Below are 17,712 nucleotides of genomic sequence, written 5' to 3' on the forward strand. Positions count from 1 at the left end.
TTGGTCTGACCATATGGCCTGTGTGACATAGTGAGAGTTCGGGTGGACCGGCCGATCGAGGGAGTGGCGGATGTCTGTCGAGTGGCAACCCGTGCGGCAGTCCCGCACGCACGAGCTCGTGCTCGAAAGCATCGAGCAGCGGGTGTTCGCCGGTGAGCTCAAGGCCGGGGACCGGTTGCCGCCCGAGCGGGAGCTGGCGCCCGTGCTCGGCGTCAGCCGTTCCGCGCTGCGTGAGGCGTTGCGCGTACTGGAGACCATCGGCGTCCTCGTCGCCCAGGCGGGGCGGGGGCCGGACGCCGGGGCGCGGATCGTCAGGAACCCCGACGACGCCCTCGGCCGCCTCCTCCGGCTGCACTTCGCCCTCGGCAGTTACCGCCTGGAGGACGTCCTGGAGGCCCGGGTCGTCCTGGAGCGGTCCAGCTTCGCGGCCGCCGCCGAACACGCCTCGGCCGAGGATCTCGACGAGGCCGAGGCCCTGCTCGTACGCATGCAGGAACCGTCCGTCGGGGTGGCCGAGTTCAACGATCTGGACACCCGGTTCCACGTCCAGATCGCCCGCAGCTCCGGCAACCAGCTGACGTCCACGCTGACTTCGGCCGTACGCGAATCGGTCCGCCCGCTGATCCTGCGGGCCCTTGAGGCCGCCGAGGACTGGCCCGCCACGGCCGACGGTCTCAACGTCGAACACGCCGAACTGCTGCGCCTGGTGCGGGCCGGCCAGGGCGCCGAGGCGGCCGACCTGGCCGAGAAGCACATCCGCGGCTTCCACGGCACTCTCGTCGACGAGAAGGACGAGGGCGGCGAGGCGGCCGGGTAGGACCCGTGCCGCTCCGTGCCGCTCCGCCTCGTCCTCCCTCACTCCCACCCACCGGCCCTACGCCAGCCCCACCAGCCCCACGCCGGCCCTACGGCAGCATCCACCCCAGTACCGGCAGTGACTGCAGATACACCAGAACGCACAGAACGGCGAGCAGCGCGACGCTGTAGCCCGCGACCTTGCGCAGCAGAATCCGCTCCGAGCCGGGCTCCTCGACCGCGGTCGCGGCGATCGTCAGGTTCTGCGGGCTGACGAGCTTGCCGACGACACCGCCCGAGGTGTTCGCGGCGACCAGCAGGGTCGGGTCGATGCCCGCGCTCCTGCCCGCGGTCTGCTGGAGGGTGGCGAACAGGGCGTTGGCGGAGGTGTCCGAGCCGGTGACGGCGGTGCCGAGCCAGCCGAGCACGGGGGAGAGCAGCGCGAAGACGCCGCCGACGGCCGCGAGCCAGGTGCCGATGGCGACGGTCTGGCCGGACTGGTTCATGACGTAGCTCAGCGACAGGACGGTCGCGACGGTGGCGATGGCGGTCCGCATGTTCGTCACCGTGCGGATGGCCGCGGACAGGCCCATCCGGGCCGTCATCGGGTAGCGGTCGGCGTCGCGGGCGCGGCCGTACACCAGCATCACGAGCAGCCCGGAGACGATCAGCAGAGTGCCGGGGTTGCCCAGGATCTCCGCCTTGTAGACCGCGCTGCCGGCCGGCGACCCGTCCGGCGCGAGCAGGTTGCCGTACAGGCCGGGCCAGGGCACCTCGACGTTGAGGGCGCCGAGCAGCCGCGGCAGGTCGAGCGCGCCGACCCGCAGTTTGGCCAGGCCGAAGATCGCGATCACCAGGACGTACGGCAGCACGGCGAGGACGACCTGGCGCGTGGTGAGCGGCTCCGCCTCGACCTGTGAGCGCTGGTCGTCGGGCGTGCGCGGCGCCCAGAACCGCAGCATCAGCACGGCCGCGGCGAAACCGGCGAGCGCGGCGACCACATCGGTGAGCTCGTACGCGAAGTGCGCCGAGCACCAGAACTGGGCGACGGCGAACACGGCCCCGGTGACGAGCGCGATCGGCCACAACTGCCGTACGCCGCGCCGGCCGTCGACGATGAAGAGCAGCAGCACCGGTACGAAGAGGGCGAGCAGCGGGCTCTGCCGGCCGACGACCGCGGCGATCTCCTCGGCCGGGATGCCGGTGAGGTTGCCCGCGGTGGTGATCGGGATGGCCATCGCGCCGAAGGCGACCGGCGCGGTGTTGGCGACCAGGACCGTCACGGCCGCCCTGAGCTTCGGCAGACCGAGCGCCATCAGCATCGCCGCGGTGATCGCGACGGGCGCGCCGAACCCGGCCAGGGCTTCGAGCAGCCCGCCGAAGCAGAAGGCGATCAGCATCGCCTGTACGCGCAGATCAGCGCGGCCGACCGCGCTGAAGGAGCGGCGCAGATCCTCGAACCGGCCGCTGACGACGGTGAGTTCGTAGAACCAGATGGCCGCCACCACGATCAGCATCACCGGGAAGAGGCCGAAGAGCAGGCCCTGGGCCGCGGACAGCGCGCCGAGCTGCACCGGCATGCCGTAGCCGAGCACCGCCACGAGCAGCGCGGTCAGCAGCGCGCCGAGCGCGGACTGCAGCGCGGGGCGCTTGGCCGCCATCAGCAGCAGAAAGAACGCCGCGAGCGGGACCAGGCCCAGCAGGGCGCTGGCGGTGAGGCTGTTCCCGACGGCTGCCACATCGGGGGTGTAGGCCGCGAGTGCGGCCGGTGGCGTGGTGGTCACGTACGTGCTCCTTCGGACTGTGCCGGTCGCTGTCGCATCGCTGGCGCTGGCGCATCGCTGTCGCATCGCTGGCGCTGGCTGACGCTGCGCAGGTGGTGGACGCTGCTCAGCAGACGAACGGGTTCAGTAGCGCACCGAAGATGTCGCATGTCAATAAGGTCCGACCAAACTGTTGTGGTTCCGCTTTTGGCTGGTGGCTAGTATGGTCGGACCATAAATTCCCGCTGTGAGAACGTTCGAGAAGGTTCTGGAGGGTTCCGGAGCGTTCCGGAACGTTCTGGAACGGCAGAACCGACCGAGGAGGTCCCATGCGCATCGGACTCTTCGCCACCTGTCTGGGAGACACGCTCTTCCCGGAGGCGGTGAGATCCACCGCCGTCCTGCTGGCCCGCCTCGGCCACGACGTGGTGTTCCCGCCGGAGCAGACCTGCTGCGGCCAGATGCACGTCAACACCGGCTACCAGCGCGAACCGCTCCCGCTGGTGCGCGGCTTCGCCGAGCAGTTCGGCGACGCCTCGATCGAGGCGGTGGTCATGCCGTCCGGATCCTGCGCGGGCTCGGTCCGCCACCAGCACGGGATCGTGGCGGAGCGGTACGGCGACGCCGCGCTGCGCGCCGGGGTGGCGGGCGTGCAGGCCAAGACGTACGAGCTGTCGGAGTTCCTGGTCGACGTGCTCGGCGTGACCGAGGTCGGCGCGTACTTCCCGCACCGCGTGACCTACCACCCCACCTGCCACTCGCTGCGGATGCTGCGGGTCGGCGAGAAGCCGCTGCGGCTGCTGCGCGCGGTCGACGGGATCGACCTCGTCGAGCTGCCGGAGGCCGACGCCTGCTGCGGCTTCGGCGGCACCTTCGCGGTCAAGAACGCCGACACCTCCACCGCGATGCTCCAGGACAAGCTGGGCAACGTCGCCGCCACCGGCGCCGAGGTGTGCACGGCGGGCGACTCGTCCTGCCTGATGCACATCGGCGGCGGCCTGTCCCGCCTCAGGTCCGGCACGCGCACGCTGCACCTGGCGCAGATCCTCGCCTCGACGCGCAGTACGCCGTACGTCATGCAGACCGATCAGCTGTCGGAGGCCGCACGATGAGCAGCACCTTCCTCGGCATGCCCGCCGCCCCGCCCCGCTCCCCGTACGGGACGGGCAACCTGCGCGGCGAGCGGAAGTTCCCCGCGGCCGCCCACGACGAGCTGCGCGACGAGCAGCTGCGCCGCAACCTCGGCAAGGCCACCCGTACCATCCGCGGCAAACGGCTCGACGTCACCGCCGAACTCCCCGACTGGGAGCGGCTGCGGGACGCCGGCTCGGCGATCAAGACCGACACCATGAACCGACTGCCCGAACTCCTTCAGGAGTTGGAGCGCAAGGTCACCGAGCACGGCGGCACCGTGCACTGGGCGCGCGACGGCGTCGAGGCCAACGAGATCGTCACCCGGCTCGTCCAGGAGACCGGCAGCGACGAGGTCATCAAGGTCAAGTCGATGGCCACACAGGAGATCGGCCTCAACGAACACCTAACGAGCCGGGGCATCACCGCGTACGAGACCGACCTCGCCGAGCTGATCGTGCAGCTCGCCGACGACAAGCCCTCGCACATCCTGGTGCCCGCGATCCACCGCAACCGGGAGGAGATCCGCGAGATCTTCCGCGCCGCGATCCCCGGCGTCGACCCCGAACTCGACTCCGTACCGGCGCACTTGGCGGCCGCGGCGCGCGCGTACCTGCGCGAGAAGTTCATGACGACCCAGGTGGCCGTCTCCGGGGCGAACTTCGGGATCGCCGAGACCGGCACCCTGTCCGTGGTCGAGTCCGAGGGCAACGGCCGGATGTGCCTGACGCTGCCGCGCACGCTGATCACGGTGATGGGCATCGAGAAGGTGCTGCCGCGCTATCAGGACCTGGAGGTCTTCCTGCAGTTGCTGCCGCGCTCCTCGACCGGTGAGCGGATGAACCCGTACACCTCGATGTGGACGGGCGTGACGCCGGGCGACGGTCCTCAGGAGTTCCACCTCGTGCTGCTGGACAACGGGCGCACGGCCGCGCTCGCCGACGAGGTGGGCCGCGATGCGCTCAACTGCATCCGCTGCTCGGCCTGTCTCAACGTCTGCCCGGTGTACGAGCGGGCGGGCGGCCACGCGTACGGCTCCACCTATCCCGGACCGATCGGCGCGGTCCTCACCCCGCAGCTCGCCGGGATGCACGCGGCCAAGGACGACCCCAACAGCTCGCTGCCGTACGCCTCCACGCTCTGCGGCGCGTGCTTCGACGCCTGCCCGGTGAAGATCGACATCCCCTCGCTCCTGGTCGAGCTGCGGCATCAGCACACGGAGCAGTCCGGTACGACGGCGGAGAAGCTGGCGATGAAGGCCGCGGCCCAGGTCATGAAGCGGCCGAGGCTCTACACCGCGGCGCAGAAGGCGGCCGGCGCGGGCCGGGTGGTCGCCGGGCGGGACGGCAGGATCTCGCACCTGCCGCCGCCCTTCGCAGGCTGGACCGACAGCCGGGACATCCCGGCCCCGCCCAAGCAGACCTTCCGCGCCTGGCTGGCCTCCGCCGAGGGCGCGGCGGAGCTGCGGGCGGCGGCAGAGGAAGGCGCACGGAAGCCCGGCCACGACGGCGAGCAGGTGGGCCCCGGCCGCAACGGCACACACGTAAGCCCCGGCCGCGACGCCGAGCAGGTGGGCCCCGGCCGCGACGGCACACACGTAAGCCCCGGCCATGACGGCGAGCACGTAAGCCCCGGCCGTGACGACGAGGACGGAGACCAGGGATGACCGCACGAGAGACCGTGCTCGGACGCGTACGGGACGCCCTGGCCCTCGCGCCCCGGCCCGAGGTGACCGTCCCCCGCGAGTACCGCACGGGCCGCACCCTGCCCGACGGTGAGCGGCTCGCGCTCTTCGTCGACCGGCTCACCGACTACCGGGCGCAGGTGCACACCTGCACCGCCGACCGTGCCGCCGAGGTGATCGCCGACGTGCTGCGCGAGCGCGGAGCGCGGAAGGTCGGTGTGCCCGCGGGGCTCGACCGGGGGCTCCTCGCCGGGTACGACGGCGAGGTCAGGGAGGACGACTCGAACATCCCGGCGCCGCGCCTCGACGAGCTGGACGGGGTGGTGACGGGTTCGGCGGTCAGCTGCGCGGAGACCGGCACGATCTTCCTGGACGGCTCGGCGGACCAGGGGCGGCGGGCGCTGTCGCTCGTGCCCGACCTGCATGTGTGCGTGGTCGACCTGTCCTCGGTGGCGGCGGGCGTGCCGGAGGCGGTCGCGCGGCTCGTGCCGGAGCGGCCGACGACGCTGATCAGCGGGCCGTCGGCCACGTCCGACATCGAGCTGGAGCGCGTCGAGGGCGTGCACGGTCCGCGCACCCTGGACGTGGTGATCCGCACGGACGTGTAGGGGACGGGCGGCGACGGGGCGGGATGCGTGCGGGGTGCGTGCGGGGTGCGTGCGGAGTGGCGCACCCCGCACGCACCCCGCACGAACGTCGATTGCCGGACAGAGTCGGCGCCGCCGCAGAACGAGCGGACGGCGAGGTTTAACTGTCCGCCGAACGCGCGATCGAAAACTCCGTGTAGGGCGAATTCAAGACACGGTGGGATTCCGGTGAACAGGAGCCCCAAGGGTTACCCGGAATCACGTACGTCTCAAGAACACCACTGGTCGGCCGGTGTTGGGTGGTTCAAAAGCGGAGCGTACGTCTCGCTGGCTGAGACCGGGCGGTCCCCGTCGGCCGCAGTGGCGGAAAAGCGTCCTTCACGCTTCCTGTGAGATCTGCCAAGGTCAACAGGCATATGAGTCCTACAAGTTCATCCGGCACGCGCACGCGCCCTGCCCAGTGGGTTGGAGGAGCACATGTCCGTTGACGCCTCGATAGCCTGTCCACAATCCGTTCCCCCGCAACGCGCCACGCGGTCGGTTCCGGCCGAAACAGCGACGCCGCCGGCGGCCGACGCCACCCGGCGGGTCGCCGTGCTGCTCTCGCGGTTACGGTCGGCGCGCAAATTCGGGGACGGGCAGAGCAATCCGTGGCCGACGTACGAACAGTTGCGGGAGTGCGGCGATGTGGTGCCCTCGCCGTGGGGCGGCGTCATGGTCACCTCGTACGAAGCGGCCAACGCGGTGCTCCGCGACCGCTCGTTCCGCACGCCGGACCTCGAATGGCGACAGCAGCAGGGCGACGTGCGGTGGAACTCGCCGGCGAACACCGAGCTCAGCCAGATGATGATGCTCCTCAACGCGCCCGAGCACACCCGGCAGCGCCGCGTGCTCGGCAACACCTTCGACCGGGCGACGCTCGAACGGCTCACCCCGGTGATCGAGGGGTTGGTGGACTCCGTACTGGACGAGCTCGAACTGCGGATGAAGGAGGACGGCTCGGCGGACTACGCCGAGATCGTCGGCGACGGCCTGCCCGTGGCCGCCGTCGGACACTGGCTCGGGGTGCCCGCCGCGGACTTCGCCGACCTGTGCGTCTGGACGCACGGGCAGTCCTGGGCGCAGGAACTCTTCCCCACCGCCTCGCAGATGGCGTTCGCGGACGAGTCCGCGCTCAGTCTCAAGGCGTACTTCCAGGATCTGGTGGCCGAGCGCACCAAGTCGCCGGGGGACGACGTATTGTCCTCCTGGATCCGCGCGTGGTCCGAGGCGGAGGAGGACCCCGAGCAGGCCGCGACCATCGTGGCCCGCCTTGCAAGCTTCGCCATCATGGCGGGACTTGAGACCACCTCGAACCTCGTCAACGCCGGGATGTGGCTCCTCGACCGGAACCCGGAGCAGGCCGACTGGCTCCGATACCACCCCGAGGGGATTCCCGCAGCAACAGAAGAGATTCTGAGGTATGACCCGGCGGTCGCGATAACCACTCGTGTAGGGTCCGGCAGTGACTCTCCGTCAGAAATTGCCGTAGGCAAGGGGCAGTTGGTGTACGTGTGCATAGGCTCGGCACATCATGATCCGAGGTTCATAGCGGACCCCGATCGTTTCGATGTGCGACGCCCCGGACCTGTCCGGCATCTCGCTTTCGGGCAGGGCGCTCACTTCTGTCTGGGGGCGGGTCTCGGCAGGCTGGAGAGCAATGTGCTGCTCCGGAAGGTGCTGACCCGCTTCCCCACGCTGCGCGTGGTGGCCGAGCCGGTCTGGGAGTCGAGGGCGGCGTTCCGCCGGATGGCAAGTCTGCGGGTGGGCCTCGCGCCCAAGCCGCGCTTCTACTCTTTCGGAGCGTGACGATGGACCGGCAGACCCTCCCAGCGGACCGGCAGGCGATCCCGGCGGACCGGCAGGCGCTCCCCGTGGACCGTCCGACCTCTTCCCTGGACCTGAAGACCCTCGACGTCACCGAGAGTGGCGCGACCCTGCACGTACGCATGCGGCGCGACGGCGCCAAGAACGTCGCCGACGAAGCCCTCCTCGACGACCTGTCAGAAGTCCTCGCCCACGTGCGCGTCCGCGGCGACCTGCGCGTGCTGGTGCTCGCGGGCGAGGAGACGGAGTTCTGCCTCGGCGGTGACCGCCGCGAACTGGAGGCTCTGGCCGAGGCCGACGCCACCGGCGAGGCCGTCCTGCGGGTCGCCGAGAAGGCCCGACGGGTCCTCGACGGCCTGGAGTCCGCCGACGTGGCCACCATCGCCGCCGTCCGCGGCCCCGCCGTGGGCGCCGGAGTGGCCCTGGCCCTCTACTGCGACCTGCGCGTCGGCACCGCCGACTGCACCTTCCGGATGCCCGAACTCGGCCTCGGACTGCCGACGGCCTGGGGCGGCGCGCTGAGCCGGCTGATCGCCGAGGTCGGCGCTCCTCGCATCCGGGAAATGGCGCTGACCTGCGACGTCGTCGACTCTGCACGAGCCCTGGAGTGGTCCCTGCTGCACCGCGTGGCAGCGGACTCCGCGGAGCTCGACAAGATCGTCGACCGGTGGGCCCGCGCCATCGCACGCCGTTCACACGCCGCACTGCGTGGCACCAAGGCTCTGATGCGCGCATACGGGACCCCCGCCCGTAGCGGTGACCTCACGGAACTCGACGGCTACCTCCTGGCCACGGCACTGGGCGCCCGCCAGGCGAGGGGGCGTTGAGCGTGAGGATTCGATTACACGAAGGAGGACGGGCCGAGGGGCCCTAGAGCGATGATCCAATACCTTGGGCAACAGGACTGGGTGTTCTGGTGCCTGATCGGGGCCATGGTTGTCCTCGCGGTGCTCGCACTGCGAGGGCACAACGTGGCCCGCGTACAGCGCAAGCGCAGCGCCGAGGCGATGGCGCAGCGACAGCGTCGGGACGACGCGGCACGCTACCTCCTGGAGAGCTATCTGCCGCGCCTCGCGAACCCCAACGAGACCCCGCCGCCCTTCCAACTCCCCGAGGCATACGGCTCGTTGGCGGGCAGCGACTTCGAGCACGACCTGCGCGTCATCGCCGAGTGGTTCTCGCAGCTGAGCGACGTCGCCCGGGACCGCATGGGCGAGTCCCTGTGGAAGCTCCTCAAGGTCATCGGCGAGAGCTTCCTCGCCCGCGGCTCCGAGCAGCAGAAGACCATCAGCGACCTGGAGCGCCTGCTCCAGGACCCGCGGATGCTCGAAGCGCTCATGAAGGTCGACCACCGCACGTCCTACTTCCTCCGCAAGGCGAGGAACATCGTGGTGCTCTGCGGCGGCTTCCCCGGCCGCTCCCGCAGGCCCGAGACCGTGACCGACGTCGTCCGCGGCGCCACCGGTTACATCCGCGGCTTCACCCGCGTACGCCTCGTCAGCGAACTGGACGTCGGAGTCGCCGCCCACGCCGTCAACCCCGTGGTGCACGCGATCGCCGAACTCCTCGACAACGCCGACCAGTTCAGCAACCCCGAGCAGCCCATCGAGGTCGAGCTGGAGCGCCTGCCCAACGGCGTGGCGATCTCCGTGGACGACCGCGGACTCGGCATGGCCCCCAAGAAGGTCCAGGAGGCCAACGAACTCCTTTCCCGGCCCCCGGCCCTGGACATCGAGGAACTCGCCGAGGAACCCAGCTTCGGCTTCCGCGTCGTCGGCCTGCTCGCCCAGCAGTACGGCTTCTCCGTCGGCCTCAAGACCAGCCTCTACAAGGGCGTACGAGCCGTCGTCATGCTGCCCAACGCGCTGCTCACGCAGATGCCCGAGAGCGCCCCCAAGCAGGTCTCCGGCGTCGCCCCGCAGCGCCCCATGGACGCCATCAACGGCCAGCGCGCCCTCGACGCCGCCGCCGTCAACGGCCGCGCCACGGTGTTCCCTTCGGCCGCCGCGACCGAGGACCGGCCCGCCGTCGCGCCCCCGCCGCCCGCACCCCGGCCGGCCCCCGCCCCGCGGCCCGAGCCCACGCCGATGCCCGCACCCCGGCAGGAGCCCACGCCCACGCACGCGCCCATACAGTCCACCGAGCCCGCGCCCACGCCCCCGCCCGCGCCCGAACCCCCGCGCGCCCCCGCGCCCGAACCCCCGCGCGCACACACGGCGCCCACCGCCCGCTCCTGGCCCGCGACGCCCGAGCCCGAGACGTCCGCCGAGAGCGGTCGGCGCGAAGGCACCCCGCCGCCCGGCCAGGAGGAACTCGGCACCACCTCGGGCGGACTGCCGCGACGCCGCCGCAAGGCGCCGACCGCGGACGCGCGACTCCAGGACGCCGACGTACAGCCGCGCTCCGCGGAGGAGACCGCGCGCCGGATGGCCGCACTGCAGCGGGGCAACCGTGAGGGCCGTGTCAGCAGCACGGCAGACGAGTTCAAGGGGAAGACAACTTCATGAGTGACACGACGAGCAAGCCCGCGTGGATGCTGCGCAGCCTCCTCGAAATCCCCGAGGTCCTGCACGCGGTCCTGCTCTCCCGGGACGGCCTCATGCAGGCCCGCACCGAGGAGATCAGCAAGGACGAGGCGGACACCTACGCCGCCGCCATGTCCGGCCTCGCGTCACTGTGCCAGGACCCGATCTTCAGCGGCGGGGCGCACAACCCCTGGCTCGAAACGGTGATCGAGTTCGATTCGCGGTACGTCTTCGCCATCCGTGCCGGAGCAGGTGCCTATCTCGGTGTGTCGACGACGGCCGCGGTGGACCTCGCCGCCATCAGCCGCCGCATGCACGAGCTGGTCGGCCAGATCGGGCACGAGATGGCCGTAGCGGACCGGCAGGGCTTTGGCTTCCACGGATGAGCGCACCGGACGAAGGCTCACTGGTCCGCTCTTATGTGATCACCGGTGGGCGAGCCAAGCCGTCGCGAGCGGACATCGACGTCATCACCCTCATCAAGGCGACCCCCAGCAATGAACCGCTGCACCGGCTGAACCGGGAGAAGCGCGCCATCGTCGAACTCTGCCGAGGCGGCGCGCTGATGACGGTGGCCGAGGCAGCGGGCTACCTCAACCTGTCGGTGGCGCTGACGAAGGTCCTTGTCGCGGACCTCGTCGACGAGCAGCTCCTCACCACCCGCACGGCGCCCACCAGCACCCCCGCCACAGACAGAACCCTCCTGGAGGAGGTCCTCAATGGGCTCCGCGCCCGTCTCTAAGCAGCCCATATATCTGGCCGACACCGTGCAGGTGGCCACGAAGATCCTGGTCGCGGGGCACTTCGGCGTCGGCAAGACCACGTACGTGGGAACCCTGTCGGAGATCGACCCGCTCCGTACCGAGGAGGTCATGACGGCCTCCAGCATCGGCTACGACGACCTGGTCGGCCTCCCCGACAAGAAGACCACCACCGTCGCCATGGACTTCGGCCGGCTCACCCTGAGCCCGCGCCTGGTCCTGTACCTGTTCGGCGCCCCCGGCCAGGAACGCTTCCGGCGCCTCTGGCAGGACCTGGCATACGGCGCCCTGGGCGCCCTGATCCTCGCCGACACCCGCAACCTCGCCGAGTCGTTCCCGGTGTTCGACCGCGTCGAGGAGTTCGGACTGCCGTACGGCGTCGCCGTGAACCACTTCTCGGGTGGCCGCAGGTTCGACGAGGCCGAGGTCCGGGACGCCCTCGACCTGGCCCAGGACACCCCGCTGGTCACCTGCGACGCCCGTGACCCCCAGTCCTCCACCATCGCCCTGATCCGCCTCGTGGAACACCTCCACGAGCGGGCCGTACACCAAGAGAGCTTCCGGTGAGTTACCCCGTCGACTCCTACGGCCGGCACGACCGGCACGGCCAGAACGCGTCCGGATGCCCCGTGACGGGGACCGGCGCCGCGGCCGTCACCCCCTTGTTCGGCGCGGACTTCGCCGCCGACCCGCACGCCGTCTACGGACAGCTGCGGGCCACCGGCTCCCGCGCCCACCCCGTCGCGCTCGAACCGGGCGTGCACGCCATCCTCGTGACCAGCTACGCCACCGCCCGCGAGATCCTGCTCAGCCCCGACTTCTCCAAGGACGCCCGCAACTGGGCGGACCTGAACCGGGGCAGCATCCCCGCGGACAGCAGCGTGCGCCCGATGATGGAGTGGCGCCCCAACGCCCTCTTCAGCGACGGCCACGAGCACCAGGCGCGCCGTCAGGTCATCGAGGACGCGCTCGGCAAGGTCGACCTCTACCAGCTGCGCCGCTTCGTGGAGGAGGCAGCGGACGAGCTGATCGACCGGTTCGCCCCCACCGGCCGCGCCGACCTGATCGCGGACTACGCCAGGACCCTGCCGCTGCGGGTCTTCAACCGCATGTTCGGCTGCCCCGACGACATCGCCGAGCGGCTGGTGGAGGGCATGTCCGCCCTCTTCGACGGCCGCGAACCGGAGAAGTCGATGGCCCTGGTGACCCAGGGGCTGATGGACCTCCTTGAGTTCAAGACCAACGAGCCCGGCTCCGACGTCACCAGCTGGATGCTGGCGCACCCGTCGCAGCCGGGCGGCGAGGAGATCATCCACCAGCTCATGACACTGGTGGGCGCGGGCACCGAGCCGGAGTCCAACCTGATCGGCACGGCCGCCCTGAAGATCCTCGCCGACCCGCGGTTCGCCGGGCACTTCGCCGGCATCAACCCGCCGATCAGCGAGTCCATCAACGACGTGCTGCGCTGGGACCCGCCGGTCGCCAACTACGGCGTGCACTACGCCCGTCGTACGACCGAACTGCACGACGTTGTCTTCCCGACCGGCGTGCCGATCCTGATCTCCTTCGCCGCGGCCAACAACGACCCGACGGAGGGCATCGCGGCCGATCAGGACGCCACGCACAGCGCCCACCTCGCCTGGTCCGCGGGCCCGCACCAGTGCCCCGCCCAGCGCCAGGCCCAGTCGATCGCCTACACCGCGATCGAGATGCTGTTCAAGCGCCTGCCCGACCTGCGCCTCGCCGTCGACGAGTCGACCCTTCAGTGGCGTCCCGGCCCCTTCCACCGGGCCCTGAAGGCACTCCCGGTGCGCTTCTCGCCGCGCGCCGCGCGCGCCGGCCAGAAGGCCTCCGCCGCGGCCAACGGGCAGGCCCCCAGGGCGGGCTCGCTCCTCCAGCCGGGCCCGCCGCCCCCGTCGCCGGAAACCCCGTCGCCGGGACGCAAGGTCCTGAACCTCTGGCTGAACTGGTGGCGCGGCGACAACTGACCACTGGCACCTGAACAGCCTCAACCACCACCGCAGTTCCCGGGCACGCCCGGTCCGTCGCGTACGTAACTGTCCGCGACGGACCGGGCGTGCCCGTTCCCTTTCGTACGTGAGCGAATGCGGCGCAAACCTGACCTCAAGGGCGCCCCGGGGCCCGTACAAGCCTCCGAAGAGCCCGTCCGGAGGTCGTGCGAACAGGCGTCCGGCCTGCGGGATTCGCGCGATTGTACGAGATGTCACGCCCGGGTTGAACGCAGTTCGGTGAAGTTCCCCAACTGCCCACCGCGCACCGGCCATTCATGACTACCGTGTGTGCTCGTCGACCAACGCAGGGCGCATCCACTGCTCGCCGACGAACGGCACCGCCATGCCGTGTGCCCGACGCCGAGCGCCGATGCCCGCGCACCACGAGTCCCACCGACGAGGACACTGATGTCTCACCTTCGCGAACCGGCCGCACGCGCAGAACGCCGCGAGGGCGGACGCCATGGCAGGCCCGGACCCCGCGCCGTCAAGGAGCTGCCCGAGGCCCGGATACGCCGCCAACTCCTGCGCGCCTCCGTCCTGCCCGCCGTGGCCGTCGCCCTGGCCGGGGCGGCCGCCGTGCTCTGCGTCGTCCAGGTCAGCGGCACCCGGCCCACGCCCCTCCTGTGGGGCCTCCTCGCCGCCGCGGCGACGGTCGCCGTCGCCGGGATCGCCGCGGCCGTGGTGGCCGCAGACCGCACCACCCGGTCCGTGATGGACCGGGTGTCCGCCCTGCGCCGCACCACGGCCCGCGGACAGAACGACCTGCGCGCCCTCGTCGAGCGCCTGCGCCGCGGTGAGGGCGCCCCGCCCCGCACCACCACCCCGGGCCCCGGGAACGCGTCCGGCGGCGATGAATTCGACCAGCTCGCCCGGGAGCTGACCCGCGCCCAGGAGTCCGCGGTCGCCTCCGTCGTCCAGGCCGCACGGCTGTCCGGCCAGGCCGGCAGCGAGCAGAAGGTCGAGCTGCTCGTCAACCTCGCCCGCAGGCTGCAGTCCCTGGTGCACCGCGAGATCCAGCTCCTGGACGACCTGGAGAACGAGGTGGAGGACCCCGACGTCCTCAAGGGCCTCTTCCACGTCGACCACCTCGCCACCCGCATCCGCCGCCACGCCGAGAACCTCGCCGTGCTCGGCGGCGCCCACTCGCGCCGCCAGTGGTCCCACCCGGTCTCCATGAGCGAGGTGCTGCGCTCCGCGATCGCCGAGGTCGAGCAGTACTCCCGGGTCAAGCTGGTGCCGCCGATCGACGGCACGCTGCGCGGGCACGCCGTGGCCGACGTCATCCACCTGCTCGCCGAACTCGTCGAGAACGCCTCGGTGTTCTCGCCGCCGCACACCCAGGTCCTGATGCGCGCCAGCCGCGTCACCTCGGGCCTCGCGATCGAGGTGGAGGACCGGGGCCTCGGTATGGCGGGGGAGGAGCAGAGCGAGATGAACGCGCTGCTCGCCGACCCCGAGGACGTCGACGTGGCCGGGCTGATCGCCGGTGGGCGCATCGGCCTGTTCGTGGTCGCCGCGCTCGCGGACAGGCACGGCATCGCCGTACGGCTGCAGACCAACATCTACGGCGGCGTCCAGGCGGTCATCGTGCTGCCGCAGAACCTCCTCGGCGCGGACGACGAGACGACGACCACCGACGGCCGGCTCCAGGGGGCCGCGCAGCCGGAAACGCAACCGGAAACGCAACCGGACCCCCGGCCCGGCGACCGGCCGGGCCCGCACGCGGTCCCTCAACCCGCCCAACAGGCCCCCGGACAGCCCCAGTTCACCTCGACCGGCGCCCTCCCCGTACCGCACCAGGACCACCCCGCCGCGCAACCGGCCCCCGCCGCGCATCCGGCCCCCGCCGCGCATCCGGCCCCCGCCGTGCAACCGGCCCCCGCCGCGGCGGAGTCCGTACGGCTGCCCAGGCGCGGGGCCGAAGCGCCCGCGCTGACGCTGCACACCGCGACCCACACCCCCGTCGCCGCCGTCCCGACGCAGGGCCCGCCCCAGGCCGCGCCGCAGCCCCAGGGCGAACCGGCCGGCACCGCACCCCCGCTGCCGGTGCGCGGCGCCCGCGAGGCGCGGCCCAACCCCGCCGACGCCGCCCCGCGGACCCCGCGGCCCGCGAGCCCCGCACCCACCGGCGTACGCGGCACGATGGGCCGGCCCCAACTGCCCAGGCGCCGCGCCCAGGAGCACCTGGTGCCGCAGCTGCGCGACGCCCCCGTGCCGCACGCCCCGGCCGCCGAGCCGGAGACGGACGACGGCCACGACCCGGGCCTCATGGCCGCCTTCCAGCGCGGCATCGGACTCGCCGAGGCACACGACGAACCACGGCAGCCCGAGCCCGCCCCCGTGCCGCAGCCCGACCCCGAGCCGTACCCCGCCCCCGTGCCGCAGCACCACCCCGAGCCGCACCCCGAACCCGAGCCGCACCCCGAACCCGAACCGCACCCCGCGCCCGTACGCGGGGGAGGCGAACCGGCCGGGTGACCGCCACCCCGGCCGGACCCCGGCCAACCCCGTTCCCCGGCCGGCGCGTTGACGCCGGAACCCGTACCTCAAGGAGTCGATCCCCCATGGCGAGCGATGTACCGACCGGCCAGGTTTCCGACCTCGACTGGTTGCTGAGCGGCCTGGTGCAGCGGGTGCCGCACACCCGCAGCGCGGTCCTGCTGTCCTCCGACGGACTGGTCAAATCCGTCCACGGACTCGACCCGGACAGCGCCGACCACATGGCCGCGCTCGCCTCCGGCCTGTACTCGCTCGGCCGCAGCGCCGGCATCCGCTTCGGCGACGGCGGCGAAGTCCGGCAGGTCGTCGTGGAGTTGGCGCAGAGCCTGCTGTTCGTCTCCACCGCCGGTTCCGGCACCTGTCTCGCGGTCATGGCGGGCCGCGAGGCGGACGCGGCGGTCCTCGGGTACGAGATGGCGATGCTGGTGAAGAGCGTCCGGCCGTACCTCGTCACGCCCGCCCGGCAGCCCGTAGAGCCCTCGGTGATGAATCCGTGAACGTGGCGCCCCCGCAGGACGGGCCGTGGCTGGACGACGCGGCCGGCCGGCTCGTCCGTCCGTACACCGTGATCAACGGCAGAACCCGGCCCAGCGCCCCGCTCGACCTGCTCTCCATGGTCGTGCCGACGGGCGGCGTGTCGGTCGCCCACATGGGGCCCGAGCACGCACAGGCGCTCGGCCTGTGCGGCGGCGGGCCCACCTCCGTGGCCGAGATCGCGGCGCAACTGCGGCTGCCCGCGGTGGTGACCAAGGTGCTGCTCTCCGACCTCGTCGACTGCGGCGCCCTCACCGCCAAGGACCCCACCTTCCGCCACCACCCCACCGACGACCAGTCCCTGCTGGAGGCAGTGCTCGATGGTCTACGACGACGGCTCTGACCCGCTGACGGCCCCCCGCGCACCCGCCGGTGGTGGCCGGGACGGTTTCCCGGACGCGCTGAAGGTGCTGGTCGCGGGCGGGTTCGGGGTGGGCAAGACGACCTTCGTGAGTACGGTCAGCGAGATCGAACCGCTCAGCACCGAGGAGTTGCTCACCACCGTCAGCGCGGCCACGGACAGCCTGGAGGGCATCGAGAGCAAGTCCACGACCACCGTGGCGATGGACTTCGGCCGCCTCACCCTCGACGAACGGCACGTCCTGTATCTCTTCGGCACCCCGGGCCAGGAGCGCTTCTGGTTCATGTGGGACGAGCTGTCCGACGGCGCGCTCGGCGCGGTCGTCCTGGCCGACACCCGACGCCTGGAGGACTGCTTCTCCGCCGTCGACTTCTTCGAGCGGCGCGGCATCGCCTTCGTCGTCGCCGTCAACGAGTTCGACGGCTCCTTCCGGTACGAGCCGGAGGAGGTGCGCGCGGCGATCGACCTGAAGCCGGAGGTGCCGGTGCTGCTGTGCGACGCGCGGGTCGCGGGCTCCGGCATCGAGACCCTGGTGACCCTCGTCCAGTACCTCCTCACCCAGACCCCGGACCCCAGCCACGGAGCGCTTTCATGACGTACGACCCGACCGGGCACCTGCTGCTGACCCCCGTCGACAAGGAGGCGTCGAGCCGGGTGCTGCGGCTGCGCGAACTCGGCCTGGGCGACGCGCCCGACCCGGCGTTCGACGCGTTCGCGGACCGGCTCGCGGAGACGGTCGGGGCGCCGTACTCGATGGTCAACTTCATCGACGAGCACCGGCAGTTCTTCGCCGGCCTGCACACCCCCGAGGGCGAGGCCGCGGGCCGCGTGGGCCGCCAGCTGGACCGCGAACACGGCTACTGCCCGCACGTCGTGGTCCGCCGCAGGGCCCTCGTCCTTGAGGACGTCCGCGACTACCCGCGGTTCGCGGCCAACCCGGCGGTGGACGAGATCGGCATCCGCTCGTACCTGGGCGCTCCGCTCGTCGACGGTACGGGCATGACCCTCGGCACGATCTGCGCCGTGGACACGGAGCCGCGCGCGTGGGGGAGGGCGGGGCTCGCCACGATCAAGGAGCTGGCGGAGGAGTTGATGGGGCAGATCGACGCGCGGGTCTGAACCGCACCGTCGACTCGCACCCCGCCGACCGCCCTCCGCCCTCCGGCCTCGTCCTCAACCGCCGACCGCCCT

At 71.6% G+C, this 17,712-nt stretch carries 17 protein-coding genes; 16 read left to right on the forward strand and 1 reads right to left on the reverse strand.

The genetic code is table 11. The features are described 5' to 3' along the window. Nucleotides 1-70: 70 nt before the first annotated feature. A complete protein-coding gene (locus QIS99_RS04430) occupies nt 71-817 on the forward strand; it encodes a FadR/GntR family transcriptional regulator (RefSeq protein WP_282510554.1) in 747 nt (248 codons plus the stop codon). 88 nt (nt 818-905) lie between these two features. Here the strand turns inward: QIS99_RS04430 and QIS99_RS04435 are convergent, their stop codons facing one another. Beyond that, nucleotides 906-2,579 (reverse strand): L-lactate permease, encoded by a 1,674-nt coding sequence (locus QIS99_RS04435; protein WP_282510555.1) that lies wholly within the window; start codon nt 2,577-2,579, stop codon nt 906-908. A gap of 308 nt (nt 2,580-2,887) precedes the next feature. Between QIS99_RS04435 and QIS99_RS04440 the strand changes: the two genes are divergently transcribed. The 15 genes from QIS99_RS04440 (at nt 2,888) to QIS99_RS04510 (ending at nt 17,640) form a co-directional block, all read left to right on the forward strand. Then, nucleotides 2,888-3,670: a (Fe-S)-binding protein gene (locus QIS99_RS04440; protein ID WP_282510558.1), complete on the forward strand. Its 783-nt coding sequence runs from the start codon at nt 2,888-2,890 to the stop codon at nt 3,668-3,670. Then, nucleotides 3,667-5,355 carry a LutB/LldF family L-lactate oxidation iron-sulfur protein gene (locus tag QIS99_RS04445; RefSeq protein ID WP_282510560.1) on the forward strand — a complete coding sequence of 563 codons (1,689 nt, stop codon included), beginning with the start codon at nt 3,667-3,669 and terminating at the stop codon, nt 5,353-5,355. The genes QIS99_RS04440 and QIS99_RS04445 overlap by 4 nt, the downstream gene beginning before the upstream one ends. Next, nucleotides 5,352-5,981, forward strand: a complete 630-nt coding sequence (locus tag QIS99_RS04450) for a LutC/YkgG family protein (protein ID WP_282510562.1) — start codon at nt 5,352-5,354, stop codon at nt 5,979-5,981. Before QIS99_RS04445 ends, QIS99_RS04450 begins: the two co-directional genes overlap by 4 nt. A 456-nt stretch (nt 5,982-6,437) precedes the next feature. Next, nucleotides 6,438-7,808, forward strand: a complete 1,371-nt coding sequence (locus QIS99_RS04455) for a cytochrome P450 (protein ID WP_282510564.1) — start codon at nt 6,438-6,440, stop codon at nt 7,806-7,808. 2 nt (nt 7,809-7,810) lie between these two features. Next, nucleotides 7,811-8,653 (forward strand): enoyl-CoA hydratase/isomerase family protein, encoded by an 843-nt coding sequence (locus tag QIS99_RS04460; RefSeq protein WP_282510566.1) that lies wholly within the window; start codon nt 7,811-7,813, stop codon nt 8,651-8,653. Between the two features lie 51 nt (nt 8,654-8,704). Beyond that, on the forward strand, nt 8,705-10,333 hold the full coding sequence (locus tag QIS99_RS04465) for an ATP-binding protein (protein ID WP_282510567.1): 1,629 nt from the start codon (nt 8,705-8,707) through the stop codon (nt 10,331-10,333). Further along, complete coding sequence (locus QIS99_RS04470; protein ID WP_282510570.1) at nt 10,330-10,737, forward strand: roadblock/LC7 domain-containing protein; 408 nt, start codon at nt 10,330-10,332, stop codon at nt 10,735-10,737. The genes QIS99_RS04465 and QIS99_RS04470 overlap by 4 nt, the downstream gene beginning before the upstream one ends. Then, on the forward strand, nt 10,734-11,093 hold the full coding sequence (locus QIS99_RS04475) for a DUF742 domain-containing protein (protein ID WP_282510573.1): 360 nt from the start codon (nt 10,734-10,736) through the stop codon (nt 11,091-11,093). The genes QIS99_RS04470 and QIS99_RS04475 overlap by 4 nt, the downstream gene beginning before the upstream one ends. Continuing rightward, entirely contained in the window at nt 11,071-11,679 is a 609-nt protein-coding gene (locus QIS99_RS04480) for a GTP-binding protein (RefSeq protein ID WP_282510575.1), read from the forward strand. The genes QIS99_RS04475 and QIS99_RS04480 overlap by 23 nt, the downstream gene beginning before the upstream one ends. After that, the gene (locus tag QIS99_RS04485; protein ID WP_282510577.1) at nt 11,676-13,100 is read left to right on the forward strand and encodes a cytochrome P450 family protein; all 1,425 of its coding nucleotides are present in this window, start codon (nt 11,676-11,678) and stop codon (nt 13,098-13,100) included. The genes QIS99_RS04480 and QIS99_RS04485 overlap by 4 nt, the downstream gene beginning before the upstream one ends. A gap of 432 nt (nt 13,101-13,532) precedes the next feature. Continuing rightward, on the forward strand, nt 13,533-15,605 hold the full coding sequence (locus QIS99_RS04490) for an ATP-binding protein (RefSeq protein ID WP_282510580.1): 2,073 nt from the start codon (nt 13,533-13,535) through the stop codon (nt 15,603-15,605). A gap of 86 nt (nt 15,606-15,691) precedes the next feature. Then, on the forward strand, nt 15,692-16,123 hold the full coding sequence (locus QIS99_RS04495) for a roadblock/LC7 domain-containing protein (protein WP_282510582.1): 432 nt from the start codon (nt 15,692-15,694) through the stop codon (nt 16,121-16,123). Nucleotides 16,124-16,125: 2 nt separating this feature from the next. Beyond that, nucleotides 16,126-16,503, forward strand: coding sequence for a DUF742 domain-containing protein (locus QIS99_RS04500; RefSeq protein WP_282510793.1), 378 nt, complete (start codon nt 16,126-16,128; stop codon nt 16,501-16,503). Beyond that, complete coding sequence (locus QIS99_RS04505) at nt 16,481-17,116, forward strand: GTP-binding protein (RefSeq protein ID WP_282510584.1); 636 nt, start codon at nt 16,481-16,483, stop codon at nt 17,114-17,116. Before QIS99_RS04500 ends, QIS99_RS04505 begins: the two co-directional genes overlap by 23 nt. Beyond that, nucleotides 17,113-17,640 carry a GAF domain-containing protein gene (locus QIS99_RS04510; RefSeq protein WP_282510586.1) on the forward strand — a complete coding sequence of 176 codons (528 nt, stop codon included), beginning with the start codon at nt 17,113-17,115 and terminating at the stop codon, nt 17,638-17,640. Before QIS99_RS04505 ends, QIS99_RS04510 begins: the two co-directional genes overlap by 4 nt. The last annotated feature ends 72 nt before the right edge of the window (nt 17,641-17,712 follow it).

The sequence above is a fragment of the Streptomyces solicavernae genome (assembly GCF_029968095.1).
GTDB lineage: Bacteria > Actinomycetota > Actinomycetes > Streptomycetales > Streptomycetaceae > Streptomyces > Streptomyces solicavernae.

Bases quoted from the DNA above. Each gene is read 5' to 3' on its own strand.
- QIS99_RS04510 (WP_282510586.1), top strand. From the start codon at position 17,113: ATGACGTACGACCCGACCGGGCACCTGCTGCTGACCCCCGTCGACAAG.
- QIS99_RS04460 (WP_282510566.1), top strand. From the start codon at position 7,811: ATGGACCGGCAGACCCTCCCAGCGGACCGGCAGGCGATCCCGGCGGAC.
- QIS99_RS04440 (WP_282510558.1), top strand. From the start codon at position 2,888: ATGCGCATCGGACTCTTCGCCACCTGTCTGGGAGACACGCTCTTCCCG.
- QIS99_RS04480 (WP_282510575.1), top strand. From the start codon at position 11,071: ATGGGCTCCGCGCCCGTCTCTAAGCAGCCCATATATCTGGCCGACACC.
- QIS99_RS04495 (WP_282510582.1), top strand. From the start codon at position 15,692: ATGGCGAGCGATGTACCGACCGGCCAGGTTTCCGACCTCGACTGGTTG.
- QIS99_RS04455 (WP_282510564.1), top strand. From the start codon at position 6,438: ATGTCCGTTGACGCCTCGATAGCCTGTCCACAATCCGTTCCCCCGCAA.
- QIS99_RS04470 (WP_282510570.1), top strand. From the start codon at position 10,330: ATGAGTGACACGACGAGCAAGCCCGCGTGGATGCTGCGCAGCCTCCTC.
- QIS99_RS04490 (WP_282510580.1), top strand. From the start codon at position 13,533: ATGTCTCACCTTCGCGAACCGGCCGCACGCGCAGAACGCCGCGAGGGC.
- QIS99_RS04505 (WP_282510584.1), top strand. From the start codon at position 16,481: ATGGTCTACGACGACGGCTCTGACCCGCTGACGGCCCCCCGCGCACCC.
- QIS99_RS04430 (WP_282510554.1), top strand. From the start codon at position 71: ATGTCTGTCGAGTGGCAACCCGTGCGGCAGTCCCGCACGCACGAGCTC.
- QIS99_RS04465 (WP_282510567.1), top strand. From the start codon at position 8,705: ATGATCCAATACCTTGGGCAACAGGACTGGGTGTTCTGGTGCCTGATC.
- QIS99_RS04475 (WP_282510573.1), top strand. From the start codon at position 10,734: ATGAGCGCACCGGACGAAGGCTCACTGGTCCGCTCTTATGTGATCACC.
- QIS99_RS04450 (WP_282510562.1), top strand. From the start codon at position 5,352: ATGACCGCACGAGAGACCGTGCTCGGACGCGTACGGGACGCCCTGGCC.
- QIS99_RS04445 (WP_282510560.1), top strand. From the start codon at position 3,667: ATGAGCAGCACCTTCCTCGGCATGCCCGCCGCCCCGCCCCGCTCCCCG.